Genomic DNA, 14001 nt, shown 5'->3' with positions numbered 1-14001 from the left:
AAGGGCCAGCCCAGACGCTGCGCGCCGGACACTCAAATCACCCAGCCATCAGGCAGGACTGGTTAAGGATAATCGGGCAGGAAATCAGCAACTACCGGACATTCAGCACAAAAACGCGTGAAATAGGCTCGGAGGGAATTTAGGCAGCGACTGTCCAAGGCAGCGGTTGAAGACTGTCCGCCAGGTAAAGCGGGTGCTTCGGCGCGCCATCATCAGAAACGCCGAGAACAAACAGCTTTGCGCCGTTCGCTTGCAGGCGCGCAGCGACAGCGGGGCCGCGAGCCCGCAACGCGACATTCGGCGGCTTTCCATAGGCCAGGACAACGATGCTCGCCCGACTGGCCATGGTGTCGAGAGCGCTGTCGTTTTCTGGTCCAATAGGATCCTCGACCGACAGGAGTTGGCGGCTGTTCGTCGCGCGGTAGGCGTGGACGTTGCCAATGAGTTGCCCGCCGTATCCCCAGGCAAAACTGTACTTGCCCGTCTTGGCGAGCGTCGGATCGCGAAACTGAGTATCTGCGACGCTGGGGTTCATCAGCAGCCACATGATCAGCGGCTTCCGGGGATCCCAGATTTCGCTCAGTTCGTATCGATAGAGGCCGCAATCTGAGAAGCGCGACGTCACCAGTGATCCGGCGGGCCAGCGCAACCGCGTTTTCCCGCCGGGATCATGCGCACCGGCACTGCCAAATAGATCGAAGTTTTGCTGGTCTTTACCCATCTGCTTGCTTCCAGTGGTCGATCACGCCGATGTCCGCGCGTAGGAGGTGCCTTCATCACTACCAGCGAATTAGTACCGACAAAAGCCGCCGTCGATGTTCTGACGGATGGTCCAATGAAGGTCGCCATTCCAAGTCGAGCCGGTCGCGTCGCTGTCATCGGCGCCGAAGAGACCGGCCATGCTGCGGCCCTTGGTCTGGAAGGCGGTAACGACGCCACCAGCGACCCAGCGAACGACCAAGAGTGCGAGGATGATGAAGATGACGCTGGAGAAGCCGAAGGTCGGCTGGTCGAGTTCCTTCTGCATCTGGGCCTGCGCGAGGTCGGTGGCCTGCTGGACCGTGTAGACGGCGGGGTCATAGCCATTCTTGACCATGCATGCGGTCTTTCCCGCCACATCCCAGTAATGGATCCCGTGCGAGCAATTCAGAAAGCCTTCGAAATCCTGCTTCATGCCAAACCTCATCGATCTCCGAATAAGGTACTACCGGGACACGAAGCCACTATTTGACCCACCGGCGCCAGGAGCCGGGTGGTCCCGTATTGATCGAAACCACCCCCTGGCTGAGAACTATGCCGCCTGCGCAACTTTCTCCTTCTCCAACGAGGCCTCCGCCACCCGCCTGACGAGGTAATAGGCATCTTCCAGCAGCGCCTTCCGCGCCGGTTCGGTACAGAACTTCCACAACTCGTCGGCGGCACGAACGCGGCCGTCATCGTCCAGAGCCTGGATGTCGCCGATATCCACCCTTTGGGCAGCGCTCAAACCGGAAATGGCTGCCTCACGGGCAAGGAAGCCGTCATAGATCTTCTGCAGGACAGGAATGACGTCACCCAGAGAGGCTGTGCCGATCGACACCGAGCCACGCCCCACCTGGCCGTTGACACGCACCGGTTCGAGCACAGTCACGTCCGTGTGGTCCGAAACGTAAACTCCATGCGTGGCCATGTATCCGTTCCGCCCGAGAGATTCGAAACGCGTTGGAGAGGAAAAGGTAATTTTCGGCATGCTGCTTCTCCGCTGTTAGGGTTCACAGCGTAAGGCAGGAGCGGGAAGGGACCATTTTGCCGGCTGCGCCGGCCAAGGAAGGAAGGAGCGCACGATATCCAACTCCAACGCCTGGACACTGGCATTTGCACCAGCTATCCAGGCGCGTGCCGTTAACCTGCGACGATGGGTGGTCCCTGCCGACTGGTGGTCACGCGGCTCACAAGAAGGCCTTATGAGCCGCGTGGCGGGGGGGGCATGACCACCGGTCCCGAGGAACCACCCCGACCAAATCACCAACGATTATGCGGCGCGTTCCAACACCTCGCCCTTTGGGTAGGGCAGGGACGGGTGCCGGCGGCGCAGCTCACGCCGTACAACCCTATCCATCGGCAGCAAATAGACAAGGCAACCTTTGTGTTTGAAGCGCTTAAAGAGGGGGGCCACCCGAGCCAGATAATCCCGCGGGTCTTCCCCGAAACGGCGCTCCTCGCCACACAGGCCAACCAAGTAGCGCTCCGCATAATCGTGGCCACATTCCTGGGTCGAAATCTTCGATAAAGCACGTCCATCAACGATGGTCCCGTTGGGAGCCAGCCACTTCACCCGCTCGGCACCGCGGCCGCAGAAAACCGCTCCGCTCGCCTGGTAAATCGTCCCAATGTGACCGGGCGCTATAATTTCCCCGTGCACGGATCGCCGCTGCACTGGATCCGCATAGGAGATGACGGCCTTGATCGACCGGGACTGATGGACAACGGCCATCGCCCGGCGGATAAACCAACTTTCGCCTCCATATCCGACCGATGGCAGCAGTGTGAAGCGATTCAATTCGAGACCATCGCGTGGGCCGTATCCGGTCCAATGCGGAATCACTGCCTCATTGGCGGGATTACCAAAGTTCGCCACGCCAACCAGTTCCGATCCACACCACAACCCAACCGCCAGGACAGAAGACGGCCAGGTGTGGGCATAGTGATGCTCGACCACGAAGGGTTTGCCCAATTTTGGCTTGATGATATCAACCGAGAAGGAACCGTCGTCATAGAACAGTTCGCGTCCAGGCGGTAACCGCCACTCTCGGCCCGCGGCCCATCGCTGCTCAAATGCGAAAGTCAGCTGGTGAGGCGAACGTGCGATACACGACATGATCTTTCGCCGCCGCCGTCATTCCACCGCGGAGCCGTGGCCGGGAGACGCCATCGGCACGAACCGGCCGTGCTTTGGCATCTCCTGGTGCTCACCATCGGATACAAGCCCGACAATTCGGATGTTCTCGCCGCGTTTGGCGGCGGCATAGGCGGACCGTGCTGCAAAAAGCAGGGTGCGGATCAGGGTGTCACCGCTCTCCGCGAAGGCCACCCGTTCGATCTGTGCGTGGCGCCTATAGAAATAGACCCCGCCTTCCGCCGCCTGCACCACCGCCATCGCGCGATCAAGTAACGCCGGCGCATTGTCCGGGTCGATGGAGAGATAGTTCGGCGCCCATTCGACGTTGGTCCGCCCGCCGTCAGCATTATCAAGAGCCTGCGCCTTCGCCTTGAGGGTGCAGGTCGAAAAGTCGATCAGGAAGCCTGGCCCTTCAATCCAGGCATGGAACATAGCCGCCAGCCCCATGCTATTGTGTGGGACAAAGCCCTGACCGGCGACTTCCAAAGCGTGGCTGATCACATCGCCATCACCAGCACCGACGCGCCAAGCGGCGCTACCGGCGACCGCTTCGGCCTGGACGCCGAGGAAGCGCAACAGCGCAGCACCGAGTTTCGCGTAAAGCAGACAGTCGGCTCCGTGAAAGTCCGTCACGGCGCCCACCACTTGTTGGACGGCCGATGCCACCAGTTCGATGTCGATGTCAGAACCGGCAGCCACATGAAACTTGCGAAGCACGTCACCCATGAAAAACTCCCTTCGTCGATGGCTCGATTCTATCGGTGCCACCGACGGGCACCATTTGGCGCCCCAGGTCTATCAGCCGGCGATCGGGTGCATTTCCGGCACCTCGCCGGTCCTGGGTCGGGACCGAACGCCGAATTGTTCAAAGCGAGTTGTGGGGGATTGGTAGAGGCACAGGCTGCCATAGATGATGGTTTCGTCCACGTCACCAGCCGCCTGCACCTCGGCCGTCACCGCACGAAACGTTTCCCGGTTCAGTACCGTCTCCCGACCACCATCCTGGAACAGCAGGACATGGGCGGTAACCCAATCCCTGGTCACCCGCCGGCCGGTGACTTGATCATGCACTCGCCGACGGCTCGTTGAGGTGCCGACCAAGTGACGGCCATCCGTCTTGTTCAAGTGGCTAAACCAATGGGCGATCACCTCTTTGCGGGCGGCATTGGGCACAATGAAGGGGAAGCCATCACCGGGAAGACTCCAAACAGGGGCCACGGAAGCGGTCATAGATAGTCCAATCACTACTCGAGGATTTGGAAAAGATATCGCGAGGATGTCGGGGATATCCCGCAGGGCCGCTTGGCTGCAGCCCTGCAAAGTAAAGGAGGACGGAACCCTACTCGGCGCGGGATCTCCGGGCAGCGTCGCGCGGAACCACCTTGTTCCGGGCCGAATACAGCCATCCCGGAAAAGAATTGCGGACCTGCCGAAGCTGGGCGCCCAAGGGCTCACTCTCGTCACGGCCACTCATCCAGTAGCTCTGGAGGATACTTTTCCAGGTCCGCCCGTATTTCTCGGCGAAGCGCTGGAGAGCTTCCAGTTGCTCGATGTTCGGACCGGGAATCTCGGGCGCCTGGTCGAGCATGCTGAACTCGGGACCAAAGAGGTGGGCCGTGGTGTTGTACCCCTGTTGACGAATATGCCACGCAGGCGGATCGAGGAGCTTGACCAGGATGCCGAGGTAGCCGTCCTCGGTGAAGTAGCCCGTGACGATGCAGGGGCCGATCGCGTTGATGCGGCAGTGGACGTAGGAGCCCTTCGCCGGCGGCGGCGCCTCGCTATTCCATTTTGGGATCTCCGTGACGCTCTTGTCGAGGGCGCCACTGGGCAGACGTCCCGTACGGTACTCGGGAAATTGTTCGTATTCCTGGTAGGATTGGGCGGTCATGGTTTTCTCCGTCACCGAACTATGACCACAGTCTCCCACGTCACCGGAAAGCCACGAATTACCCCGCCACCTTGCGAACATGTTCCGAAGCGAACAGCCCCAGAAGGAGCTGATCATCACGGCGACCGACATCCACCGCATCGCTTTCGACGCGAACCGCCTCGGCCGCCCACACCGCCACGCTTTCATCCGTTACGCCCGGCAACGTGCTCACCAGATCCGGAACGGCCTCCGCCAGCCGTCGCGCCCGCAGATCGGCGTAGAACAGATCGGCCCCGATAAAGGCCCGACCGGTTTCCACCGCAGCGATATGGGTTGAACCAGAACCGCTGAACGGATCGCAGATCACATCGCCGGGCATCGAGTAGACGAGGATGGCGCGCTTTGCCAGCGCCACCGGGAACTGGGCAGGGTGGTCACCGTGCTCCCGGTCCGGATGATTGTGTCGGACGGTTGGGATGTCATCCCACACATTGGTCGGCCAGGCCCCCAATGGGTGCCCAGTGAGATTGCCCTTGCTCTTACCCTTATAGCCGCGCTTTCCGGGCTGAAGCTGCGCGATCCGCGCGGCAGTGGGATTGAAGACCGGCGTCTCGCCCTTGCTCCACACCATCGCTGTTTCATAGCGTTCCGCGAGTCGGTTCTTGGGCGTCAGACCGTGGCGCGAAGTCCAGACGATCCTGCTTTGGAAGGTCAGACCGGTCCGACGAAGATCCTCGAATACCAGCATGTCGAGGGGCATCAAGCGATTCTCATGGTCCCTGGTGGACCCGAGCTGCAGGAACAGTACACCGCCTTCCTTGAGGACGCGAGCCGGTAAGGGGGGCTGGTGACCACCACCTGCACGGACGAGTCAGGCACTCCGTCGAAAAAATCCGACACATCGGCCGACGTCGTGGTGTTGAGGACGCTCGCCATGAACTCGAGCTGGCGCCGCCGCCGATCTTCCTGCCGCTCGCGAATGCGCGCCTCGTTCTTCCGCGCCCGATGGCGAACTGCCACCGAATACACCCAGCCGCGCGACTTGCCCACGGCAGCGCTGATCTGCTCGTAGCTTTCGTCAGCAGCCAGACGCCGGAGAACGTCAGCTTCCTCGTCCGTTGGTGAAGCGTGCATACAGCGTGATTCCCTATGGTATCGTCGGCAAGAGCGTGTCACCGAAATTCCGTCCGACAACTTGGCACGAGGTCAGAAATCCTGGCGTAAACCACACGAGCAGCGCCGCGGGTAGGCGCGCCCTGCGGTCGACTGCGCGTCAAGGGATGGCAAATTGACGCGCCGCCGGCGGAGCCCGAGAGTATTGTTCCCCAGGCGCTGGGCGATCCGGCGATGACAGAAACGTTCGGGACCAGCCATGATCTCCCCGAACAATTCCATCTCTGCGTGGTAGGTTGCAGCGTCGAGATCGATATCGCCACTCTCGATCAGACAACGAATGTGCTCCTTGGCATGGCTCAAGGCCATCTCAAGGCGGGATTGCGGCTTCGCCGCCGGCGCAACGATCGGCAGGCTGCCTTGAAAGCTAAAACCAGGCCGTTGCAGATTGGCCCGCTGGCTGAGCAGCCACTGCTCCATCACACCTGCCACAAAGTGGTTGGTCTTCGAATGCCCAGCCTTCACGGCGTCCCACCGCGCGGCACTACCGTAGGCCTGGCTGTCCACCGAGAACACGCGTGGATGGGCGCGAACGGCCGCTGCGCCCTGACTTTTCAACCCGAACAAATGCAGCTGCACCTCCGTTCCCGCGAAGGCCTGATCCAAAGCCGCAATGACGCGCAAGATCCCGTCCGCCCCGTGCACCTGGCGCCGGCACATTGACCCGACGCCAACCACCGGAAAATCAAATACCATCGGCATTCTCTCAATGCAGCGTAGATAGTCATCGGGCGTGCGACCCTGGATGACCGGCATAAAGGTATCGAGGATGCCGTATTGGCGCGCCAAGTTGGCACAACTGTGGTTTGCGTTGATCGTCTGGGAAATTCGGTCCAGCACCACCTCTCGGGACGCGGCAATCTCTTGCTCGACGCAATAGTCCATGCTGGCCCACCGGGCAAAGGGGAAACGCGCCGCCAGTTCAACATAGGCGTCTATGGTCCAAGGGAAGCCGTTGTACTTTTTCATGGCGGTGAACCCGGCGGAGTCCAACCAGACCTCCATGCCCTCGGCCAAGGCGAGGGAAGACGTCTTGAATTCTTGCCACTCCCGAATCCCGTTCTCCACGCGCCACCGAGAAAAGCTGTTGGCGCTGACAAGCACCGGGGCACCCAATTCCTTCGCCTTCCGCAGCAATGGGCCATCGGCCAGCATGGGCAGACCGAGGATCATCTTGACCTGTGAGGCGGGACGTTGGTCCGCCGGCGCCACGAGATTGCTTTGGAGAGTTGAGGCCTGGTTCGGCATCGGTGGTGCGCCTGTGTTTTTGGTCCAGCAGCACCTTACCGATCAGAGATGTTTTCGAAATTTGACCTACTACGCCATCTCCCTCAGCGAACGGCCCCCTTCAACCCAAAACCTCAAGACGGCCCAGTGCTTTCGCCGAACGCACCGAGCGGCAGAACCCAGGTGCCAGGGACCAGCAGCACGGGTTCGTCAAAAGTTTCAGATAGCGCTGCACGGATCCGGCCGTCGTCCATCTTGTACGGCGTGCCGCGAGAGGCTCGATGGTTGACGCTCTCGCTACGATGGATGGTCACTCCGAATTCGGCTTCGTAGATCGCGATTCGCTCCACCTGGCTGGGATTGATAGCGAGAAGACTGGCCCACTGATCAGCAGACCCAAAGATGCAAGCGGCACAACTCACGCGACCCCAGCCGAGCTGATAGGCCGGATGCGGAGCCACGTTCCACCGTTCGATGATCGCCCAGACGTCAGCCTCCGACCAAGAATGAACGGGGCGCCAGTGATCCATATGCCTGGCCTTCTCACCGTCTCGCGCGTCGGTCCGGTGGGCCTCAAACCCGCAATAATTGGCGCGGGCCTTTGATTCTTGGCGCCTAATCACATCAAGGACGGCACGAAAAAGTGTTACGCGCGCTCAAAAGCGCCGTGTGGAGGTAAGTAACACTATGGTGAGGTGTTACACCATCCTAGCAGCCCGGCTGAACGTCAGAAAGCAACCCGATTGTTACGCGGTTACGGTGATGTCTGGCGGCACGGTCAGCGCTTGTGGATAGGTAGCCGCAGCACATCTCCAAGAGCAATGTCTAATTCGTAGCGGTCCATGAGGCCGCGCCGCGCCATTTCTGCGTCGATCAGCGCGATGCGGTCGAGATCGGCGATCTGGGGGCGGATATGGTGGTGGCGGCGTTCTACGTAACCTTTTGGCGTCACGCTGAAACGCTGCATCCAGTTGGCGACGTGACTGTAGCTCCACGCTTTGACAAGGGCATTGTCGTCCAGCTTATCGAGACGGTAGCAGGCGCCCCAGGCGTGGTTCAACAGGGTGTTGATGCTCGGCACCTTGTTGATCTCGATGACTTTCCGTGGCTGCGGCGGATCCAAGGGTGGGCCGCCGTTATGACCGATCGCCTGGTGAGAGTCGAAGAGGGAAAACTGGTTCATCTGTTGATCTCCGCATTTGATGATCCATTCTGCCAGGGCAAGGTGGGACTGCAATTTGCCCACGTTCGATCTGCGTGCGTGGAACGCATAGCCCGGTCGCTTCCAGACAGGGAAAGGGCGGCCGATGCCACCTGTTGCAGAAGCCGTCCCGAAAAGGCGCCGGGACGGTGCGGAGAATCAATCGCCAAGGGCGCGGCGTTCTGCCCTTGCTTTGGCTTCGCTGATCTTGGTGAAGCCGCCGAGAAAGCCGGCGATTCGGTAGGTGGAGTCGTCTCGGCGTCGAACTTCTTCGCCCATGCCGGCACCCCAGAGGCCAATCTTGCTGCCATATGAGTAATGAGCGATGTGCGAAGCAACGTCGATGAAGTAGGGCGTCTCTTTACCGTCGACGTAGAGGCGGTGGCGCACAGTCCCGCACGCTTGTTCGCAGCTGAACCATTTTACCACCGGGGGGTTGTTGCTTGCGGCTGGTAGAGGGTGCGCATTTAGGGCGAGAGACATTTGCATCGTTTTCTCCTGTTCCGTTGTCTTGATTGTCGCACGCGCGGAATAGTCTGCGATTTGCGCGGGTTTGATCTGCGCGCGGTTGATGCATACCGGACTGATGCCTCGCACTTGTTATTGCACGGGACTTTCGCACGCCGGCGAGATTGGTGGGGCCGCCAGGGGCATGCCGCAAGGCGATTGCCCGGTGGGCGGCAACACCACGGCAGGGGGCGAAAAGGGCCGGAATTGTTCTCTTGGCGGATGCTGTCAGGAAGTGCCTGCCGCGTTTTGAGCACGAAGGTCATTGGCATGGGCTTCGCAATCGGCGGCCTGGTCGAGCAGGGTCTTTGCCTGATTCCGAAGTGTGGTTGCTCTGTCCGTGAGGATGTCGGCCTGCCAGGCTCGCCATTCAGTCTCGGTCATCTGCGAAGCGGTTTTCGTATGCATATAATTGCTCCTCTGGGTGCCGGGTCAGTGGCTTGTTGCTGCGGCGAGTTGCTGACTTAGCGTCGAAAGGACGCTGTCGATGGCAGCCGAATCGCGGAGCACGACGCGGATATTGCCGACAAGCACCCGGCCTGTCGTAAGGGTATCGACGGGGGTTCCATTACCGCAGGTCAATGCGGCCGGCGCCAAGTCTTCCAGAGCACGCAAGCATTCGGCTCGCTGCGCTAGTGGTGAGAATCTAACGTTTGGTGCCCACGCCTGACGGCGGCGATGATCCGCTCGGGGTCGGCGGTCCAGACGAAGGGCTTGGCGGATTTATCGTTGTGTTGGCGGATGTAGCGGCGGATGGCCTCCTGAAGATCGGAGACCGACGTGAAAACGCCGCGCCGGATACGCCTGCGGGTGATGATGGAGAAGAAGCCCTCGACGGCATTGAGCCAAGAGGCCGAGGTGGGGGTGAAGTGAAAGACCCAGCGCGGATGCTCGACCAGCCACTCCCGGACCTTGGGATGCTTGTGCGTGGCATAGTTATCGGCGATGGCGTGAATCACCTTGCCCGCCGGAACGGACCGTTCGACGGCGTTGAGGAACTTGATGAATTCCTCATGGGTGTGTCTGGGCATGCAGCGGCCGACGACCGTGCCGTCGAGGATGTTGAGGGCGGCGAACAAGGTGGTGGTGCCATTGCGCTTGTAGTCGTGGGTCATGGTGCCGCTCCGGCCGGGCTTCAGCGGCAGTCCCGGTTGCGTCCGATCGAGGGCCTGGATCTGGCTCTTCTCGTCAATGGAGACGACAACGGCATGAGCGGGCGGGTTCATGTAAAGGCCGACGACATCGCGGACCTTGGCGGCAAATTGCGGGTCGTTGGAGAGCTTGAACTGACGCCAGCGGTGCGGCTGCAAGCCATGCGCGCGCCAGACGCGCTGGACCGAACTGACGCTGATGCCGACGATTTTGGCCATGGCCGGAGCCGTCCAGTGCGTCACCTCGCCGCGTGGCTCGGTGGTGGTGGTCAGGCTCACGACCCGTTCGGCCACTTCATTGCCAAGCGGAGGAATCCGCGAAGGCCGGGTCTTGTCCTGGAAGAGGCCGTCGACGCCTTCTTCCATGAACCGCTCTTGCCAACGCCAGACGGCGGTCTTGCTCTTGCCGGTCCGACGCATGATCTCGACAATCCCCAGGCCGTCAGCGGTCAGCAGCACGATCCGCGATCGCCAGACGTGCTTCTGCGGACTGTTGCGATCCGCCACCACTGCCTCAAGGCGGCTTCGGTCGGCGGCATTCACTTCGACGATGATCCCTTCGCGCATCCCCCAGACTCGCACATTCGCAAACTTTGGGGAATCCGACGTGGGACTCTTATGTTAGATTTTCACCACTAGAGTGGCTACGTCGTAAGCGGAAATGAAGTTGGTAACACCTCGTACCTGCTCATATTGACGGGCGGAAGTGCCGGGCACCGGCTTCCAGCCATTGTCCGCCGCCCAATGGAACAGATGCACGGTGTTCTTGAAGACGGGCGACACCAATTCGGTAATGGTGCAGCCGTTGTTGGCGGTATTCGCCAGAAATGAACCGGTCTCACCGTTGGGAGCGGTGCATTGCTGGAAGAAGTGTGCGGGCATAGGAACCTCCGTCATTGATGAGTTATTTTTGCACAACGTGGTATCGGCGCAATTTGATCGGCCGCGATCTGCATGTGCCGGCCGCATGGCGTCGCTGCAGCCAGACATGCAAAGGGCACCTGAAGGTGCCCCTGGTGTAGCGTGACAAAAAAGTCTGCTTAAGGACAAAAAAGTTTGGAGCGGACAAAAAAGTTTGATCTGGCGCTCTTATGTCAGAAAGCATTGACCGGCCGATGAGGATCGGACTGATCGTTCTCGTCTTCCTCCATGGCGTTGAGGAGGGCGAGAAGGGCACGGAATGTACGGGGGCTGCGGCCACCACTGTTGCAGAACTCGACCGCAGCATCCGATTCCGTCGCCTCTTCATGCAGAGGCATTCCGCGCCCTGTAACAATCGACACGACGACATCACCTTCATTGTCTCGAATGACTTTGAGGCGCTTGACGGTCCCCATGTCTTCGGTGCGATCGGCCAATTCATTCCTCCTGGAGCAGCGTGGGTCTAAGCAAACTTTTTTGTCCCCAACCACTGCTCACCTGCTATTCGCCAGCAATTCTTGGAGCAAACTATTTATCCGATGACACCTTTTCGATCACCGTAGATCAATGGGTTAGCATATTTCTCGGAGCAAACATTTTTGTCCGCGGACACCTGGCTGGTGGTAACCGGAAATCGTGCCTCAGAGTAGCGAAGGCTGCGCGAGGGTAGCGGTCGCGTGGTGCTGGCTGAACTGAGCAAGGAAAGCATCAACATGATTCCCGGTGCGGGCGCCATCGTTGGCACGGAACAGAGCCGCCAAGTCAACGAGGCGGCGAGTAGGGACGGCGGCGAACTGGGCAGCGGTGTCTTTCCACGACTGGGGAAAACCTTCCCGCCATTGGGCGGCTATCGCAGAGTGGAGGCGCGGGTTTTTCTCGGCCCGGCGGACCAGGGCGGTGACGACGGCTGCACCGTCGTACATTTCGAAACAGGTGTCGAAATGCCTGGAGTCGGTGCCGCGCAAGAAACATTGGGCGGCGTAATTGACTCGTTGGGAATAGGCGTCCTTGTCATAAACGCTCGGCATGATTGATCTCCGTTCTTGATGTTTCATTGTCCCATAGGAATACCGAGGTGCAATTTGGCCGGGGGCGGAATGCATGCGTTGGCCGCATGGCGTGCCTACTGGCAGACATGGAAAAGGCGCCGTATTGGGCGCCTTCTCGAAAAAAGTAAAGGAAACGGCCGTCAGGTATTGCTGTGATAAGTATTGATGACAGCCCGATAGCCACCTTCAACCGCGGTCACTCCGCAGACTTCGCCCATATTGCCGTAGGAATCAGCGGCCTGATATTGTTCGACCGCTTTCACGCCTTCCTGGTAAGCCTCCAGCGTCGTGGTGTGGACTTCGCCGACTTGGCGCACACCGCGCGACGGGAATCCCGTACTGAAACCATAGATCGGCGATCCGTCGGCATATTGGCCCTTGCGGGTCATGTCGAGAACCTTCGGTGAGGGAGCTGCTTGTTCAGTTTGGGTGCGCACGGCGCAAACCTCGTTAAGACGAATGTCTACATCGCGCAGCAGGTCTGGGGCGACATTGCCAAGAAGGTCGCGGATATCACCCAAGCTATCCGTGATATCGAAGCCTTCGCTGTGCCAATGGTCAGCCATATCTGGGTGTGCGAGATGAAACAGGGCGTCAGCCAAGTATGAGGCGAGTGTACGGGCAGGATCGGCGACAGGTTTGTTGCAGGTGGTAGACATGATCTCGACCTCCTATTCTTGATGGGACCAATTTATCAGGAAGGGAGCGGCGCGCTATTTAGCAGGCAGCTTTCAGCATTCGGCGGGTGCATGGGCAACCCGCCGAAAACGACTGGATAAAGGCCCGTTACTCTTCGTCGATCTTGGCCAGCGCCAGGGTGGCTCGCTCCAACCACCCACCGGGCCGCGTGAATTCATGGGGTCCAATGCCGCCAGGAACCGCAACCTGCCGAACAAGGGCAAGCAGCGCCGGTGCGTTTTGTATCAAGCGTCCATTGGCCTGTCGCTCTTCAAGCGGGAGCGGGCCTTCCGACGAAAGGAGATGTTCGCCCTTGGCGCTGAAGGGGGCGAGTTCGCCGCCCATGGTGCGAGTGACATTCCACGTACCGGGGGTGATGGGGGCCATGTGATCCTCCGTTGATGATGAGTTGAGTCTACCAGGCGACGACGGGCCTGCAATTTGACCGGGGCCGATCTGCTTGCGCTGGAGCATGACGTCTCTGCTGGCGGACAGCCACGTCATCACCATCCGCGGCGACAGCTACAGGCTGCGCGAAAAGCGCCGGGCTGGCCTTCTGCAGAAGGCCAGCCCGGCACTCGAGGGACTGTCATGACCATCGGGAGGGGGCAGTTTTAGATGCCGAAAAGGGACCAGTTCTGGGTGCCGGTTGACACGGCCCTTGGGCCCCTCCTATGTACTACCTGGACAACCTTCCCGGCTGACTGAGACATTTGAGACAGTTTTCTACTGTCGGACCAATCCTTGCCTCCGCTAAATGCTACCAAAACATGATCGTAGGCGAGGGGGTCGACGGTCCGCGCTTGGAAGTCGTTGTCCTGTACTAAGCTAACAGGTGTTTCATCGGAAAACAGATCCAACTGAAACGCGGCGCCCATGGCGATCTCCGAAATCTCGTGTTCGAAGATCGTCGCATGGAGGTTGTTCTGCGCAATTTAAGCCCAGATTGGCTGAGCCATCACCAGACCGACCGACATCAGAACCCCGATGCGCCAAAGTCGCAGTCCTCGGGGACATTCCAGCTTTCGCTGCAAACTACGATGCCGAATCGGCGCCATAAGCATTCTCCATTACTGCCATGCACCGAATCTGCCATGACGGCAGTCCGCCGCCATTTGCCTTCGAATAATTAGGCACCGCGAATCGCTTTGAGTGGTCCTTGCCAAGCCCATAATGTCTTCTTCTGAGCCTCTTGACAGGGACATGACCGCTGGTCTCCCGGGGACCACTGATCTTGATTAGAACTGGGAAATCGGATGACAAAGCCCTGTGTGCCAATGATTGTTGCGACAACCTCGGGCTATGAGGTTTAGTGAGGATCACACAAGGGGACAATCCGTGGT

20 protein-coding genes and 1 pseudogene are annotated in these 14001 nt (G+C 59.8%); 1 reads left to right on the top strand and 20 read right to left on the bottom strand.

Annotation, left to right across the window (positions count from 1 at the left end; all coding sequences use genetic code 11):
- Window positions 1–139 precede the first annotated feature (139 nt).
- From F8N36_RS13965 to F8N36_RS13870, 20 genes are all read right to left on the bottom strand, one after another.
- On the bottom strand, window positions 140–721 hold the full coding sequence (locus F8N36_RS13965) for a DUF1643 domain-containing protein (RefSeq protein WP_291333433.1): 582 nt from the start codon (window positions 719–721) through the stop codon (window positions 140–142).
- Window positions 722–790: 69 nt separating this feature from the next.
- A complete protein-coding gene (locus F8N36_RS13960) occupies window positions 791–1174 on the bottom strand; it encodes a hypothetical protein (RefSeq protein WP_291333432.1) in 384 nt (127 codons plus the stop codon).
- A 117-nt stretch (window positions 1175–1291) separates the two neighbouring features.
- Window positions 1292–1729: a hypothetical protein gene (locus F8N36_RS13955; RefSeq protein WP_291333431.1), complete on the bottom strand. Its 438-nt coding sequence runs from the start codon at window positions 1727–1729 to the stop codon at window positions 1292–1294.
- Window positions 1730–2011: 282 nt separating this feature from the next.
- On the bottom strand, window positions 2012–2857 hold the full coding sequence (locus F8N36_RS13950; RefSeq protein WP_291333430.1) for a hypothetical protein: 846 nt from the start codon (window positions 2855–2857) through the stop codon (window positions 2012–2014).
- A gap of 18 nt (window positions 2858–2875) precedes the next feature.
- The gene (locus F8N36_RS13945; RefSeq protein WP_291333429.1) at window positions 2876–3604 is read right to left on the bottom strand and encodes a hypothetical protein; all 729 of its coding nucleotides are present in this window, start codon (window positions 3602–3604) and stop codon (window positions 2876–2878) included.
- Window positions 3605–3676: 72 nt separating this feature from the next.
- Window positions 3677–4108, bottom strand: a complete 432-nt coding sequence (locus tag F8N36_RS13940) for a hypothetical protein (protein WP_291333428.1) — start codon at window positions 4106–4108, stop codon at window positions 3677–3679.
- A 109-nt stretch (window positions 4109–4217) separates the two neighbouring features.
- On the bottom strand, window positions 4218–4769 hold the full coding sequence (locus F8N36_RS13935) for a hypothetical protein (RefSeq protein WP_291333427.1): 552 nt from the start codon (window positions 4767–4769) through the stop codon (window positions 4218–4220).
- Between the two features lie 58 nt (window positions 4770–4827).
- The gene (locus F8N36_RS13930; protein WP_291333565.1) at window positions 4828–5550 is read right to left on the bottom strand and encodes a site-specific DNA-methyltransferase; all 723 of its coding nucleotides are present in this window, start codon (window positions 5548–5550) and stop codon (window positions 4828–4830) included.
- Window positions 5511–5885: a hypothetical protein gene (locus F8N36_RS13925; RefSeq protein WP_291333426.1), complete on the bottom strand. Its 375-nt coding sequence runs from the start codon at window positions 5883–5885 to the stop codon at window positions 5511–5513. Before F8N36_RS13925 ends, F8N36_RS13930 begins: the two co-directional genes overlap by 40 nt.
- A 72-nt stretch (window positions 5886–5957) precedes the next feature.
- A complete protein-coding gene (locus F8N36_RS13920; protein WP_291333425.1) occupies window positions 5958–7172 on the bottom strand; it encodes a hypothetical protein in 1215 nt (404 codons plus the stop codon).
- Between the two features lie 113 nt (window positions 7173–7285).
- Window positions 7286–7774 carry a phosphoadenosine phosphosulfate reductase family protein gene (locus F8N36_RS13915; protein WP_291333424.1) on the bottom strand — a complete coding sequence of 163 codons (489 nt, stop codon included), beginning with the start codon at window positions 7772–7774 and terminating at the stop codon, window positions 7286–7288.
- Window positions 7775–7929: 155 nt separating this feature from the next.
- On the bottom strand, window positions 7930–8397 hold the full coding sequence (locus tag F8N36_RS13910) for a hypothetical protein (protein ID WP_291333423.1): 468 nt from the start codon (window positions 8395–8397) through the stop codon (window positions 7930–7932).
- Between the two features lie 114 nt (window positions 8398–8511).
- The gene (locus F8N36_RS13905; RefSeq protein ID WP_291333422.1) at window positions 8512–8841 is read right to left on the bottom strand and encodes a hypothetical protein; all 330 of its coding nucleotides are present in this window, start codon (window positions 8839–8841) and stop codon (window positions 8512–8514) included.
- Window positions 8842–9087: 246 nt separating this feature from the next.
- Window positions 9088–9267 (bottom strand): hypothetical protein, encoded by a 180-nt coding sequence (locus tag F8N36_RS13900; RefSeq protein ID WP_291333421.1) that lies wholly within the window; start codon window positions 9265–9267, stop codon window positions 9088–9090.
- A 224-nt stretch (window positions 9268–9491) separates the two neighbouring features.
- Entirely contained in the window at window positions 9492–10577 is a 1086-nt protein-coding gene (locus F8N36_RS13895; RefSeq protein ID WP_291333420.1) for an IS630 family transposase, read from the bottom strand.
- A 54-nt stretch (window positions 10578–10631) separates the two neighbouring features.
- Window positions 10632–10892: a hypothetical protein gene (locus F8N36_RS13890; protein WP_291333419.1), complete on the bottom strand. Its 261-nt coding sequence runs from the start codon at window positions 10890–10892 to the stop codon at window positions 10632–10634.
- Window positions 10893–11104: 212 nt separating this feature from the next.
- Window positions 11105–11368 carry a hypothetical protein gene (locus tag F8N36_RS13885; protein ID WP_291333418.1) on the bottom strand — a complete coding sequence of 88 codons (264 nt, stop codon included), beginning with the start codon at window positions 11366–11368 and terminating at the stop codon, window positions 11105–11107.
- 204 nt (window positions 11369–11572) lie between these two features.
- Window positions 11573–11959, bottom strand: a complete 387-nt coding sequence (locus F8N36_RS13880; RefSeq protein ID WP_291333417.1) for a hypothetical protein — start codon at window positions 11957–11959, stop codon at window positions 11573–11575.
- A 161-nt stretch (window positions 11960–12120) separates the two neighbouring features.
- Window positions 12121–12639: a hypothetical protein gene (locus F8N36_RS13875; RefSeq protein ID WP_291333416.1), complete on the bottom strand. Its 519-nt coding sequence runs from the start codon at window positions 12637–12639 to the stop codon at window positions 12121–12123.
- Between the two features lie 127 nt (window positions 12640–12766).
- The gene (locus F8N36_RS13870) at window positions 12767–13045 is read right to left on the bottom strand and encodes a hypothetical protein (protein ID WP_291333415.1); all 279 of its coding nucleotides are present in this window, start codon (window positions 13043–13045) and stop codon (window positions 12767–12769) included.
- A gap of 94 nt (window positions 13046–13139) precedes the next feature.
- Here F8N36_RS13870 and F8N36_RS13865 point away from each other — a divergent pair.
- Window positions 13140–13253: pseudogene (locus tag F8N36_RS13865) on the top strand (ATP-binding protein); the annotation flags it as partial.
- Between the last annotated feature and the right edge of the window lie 748 nt (window positions 13254–14001).

The sequence above is a fragment of the Desulfovibrio sp. genome (assembly GCF_009712225.1).
Classification (GTDB): Bacteria; Desulfobacterota; Desulfovibrionia; order Desulfovibrionales; family Desulfovibrionaceae; genus Desulfovibrio.
The sequence above is the reverse complement of the archived record's forward strand: the minus strand, read 5'-3'. Positions and strand labels throughout refer to the sequence as shown.

Bases quoted from the DNA above. Each gene is read 5' to 3' on its own strand.
- F8N36_RS13965 (WP_291333433.1), bottom strand. From the start codon at position 721: ATGGGTAAAGACCAGCAAAACTTCGATCTATTTGGCAGTGCCGGTGCG.
- F8N36_RS13960 (WP_291333432.1), bottom strand. From the start codon at position 1,174: ATGAAGCAGGATTTCGAAGGCTTTCTGAATTGCTCGCACGGGATCCAT.
- F8N36_RS13955 (WP_291333431.1), bottom strand. From the start codon at position 1,729: ATGCCGAAAATTACCTTTTCCTCTCCAACGCGTTTCGAATCTCTCGGG.
- F8N36_RS13950 (WP_291333430.1), bottom strand. From the start codon at position 2,857: ATGTCGTGTATCGCACGTTCGCCTCACCAGCTGACTTTCGCATTTGAG.
- F8N36_RS13945 (WP_291333429.1), bottom strand. From the start codon at position 3,604: ATGGGTGACGTGCTTCGCAAGTTTCATGTGGCTGCCGGTTCTGACATC.
- F8N36_RS13940 (WP_291333428.1), bottom strand. From the start codon at position 4,108: ATGACCGCTTCCGTGGCCCCTGTTTGGAGTCTTCCCGGTGATGGCTTC.
- F8N36_RS13935 (WP_291333427.1), bottom strand. From the start codon at position 4,769: ATGACCGCCCAATCCTACCAGGAATACGAACAATTTCCCGAGTACCGT.
- F8N36_RS13925 (WP_291333426.1), bottom strand. From the start codon at position 5,885: ATGCACGCTTCACCAACGGACGAGGAAGCTGACGTTCTCCGGCGTCTG.
- F8N36_RS13920 (WP_291333425.1), bottom strand. From the start codon at position 7,172: ATGCCGAACCAGGCCTCAACTCTCCAAAGCAATCTCGTGGCGCCGGCG.
- F8N36_RS13905 (WP_291333422.1), bottom strand. From the start codon at position 8,841: ATGCAAATGTCTCTCGCCCTAAATGCGCACCCTCTACCAGCCGCAAGC.
- F8N36_RS13900 (WP_291333421.1), bottom strand. From the start codon at position 9,267: ATGCATACGAAAACCGCTTCGCAGATGACCGAGACTGAATGGCGAGCC.
- F8N36_RS13895 (WP_291333420.1), bottom strand. From the start codon at position 10,577: ATGCGCGAAGGGATCATCGTCGAAGTGAATGCCGCCGACCGAAGCCGC.
- F8N36_RS13890 (WP_291333419.1), bottom strand. From the start codon at position 10,892: ATGCCCGCACACTTCTTCCAGCAATGCACCGCTCCCAACGGTGAGACC.
- F8N36_RS13880 (WP_291333417.1), bottom strand. From the start codon at position 11,959: ATGCCGAGCGTTTATGACAAGGACGCCTATTCCCAACGAGTCAATTAC.
- F8N36_RS13875 (WP_291333416.1), bottom strand. From the start codon at position 12,639: ATGTCTACCACCTGCAACAAACCTGTCGCCGATCCTGCCCGTACACTC.
- F8N36_RS13870 (WP_291333415.1), bottom strand. From the start codon at position 13,045: ATGGCCCCCATCACCCCCGGTACGTGGAATGTCACTCGCACCATGGGC.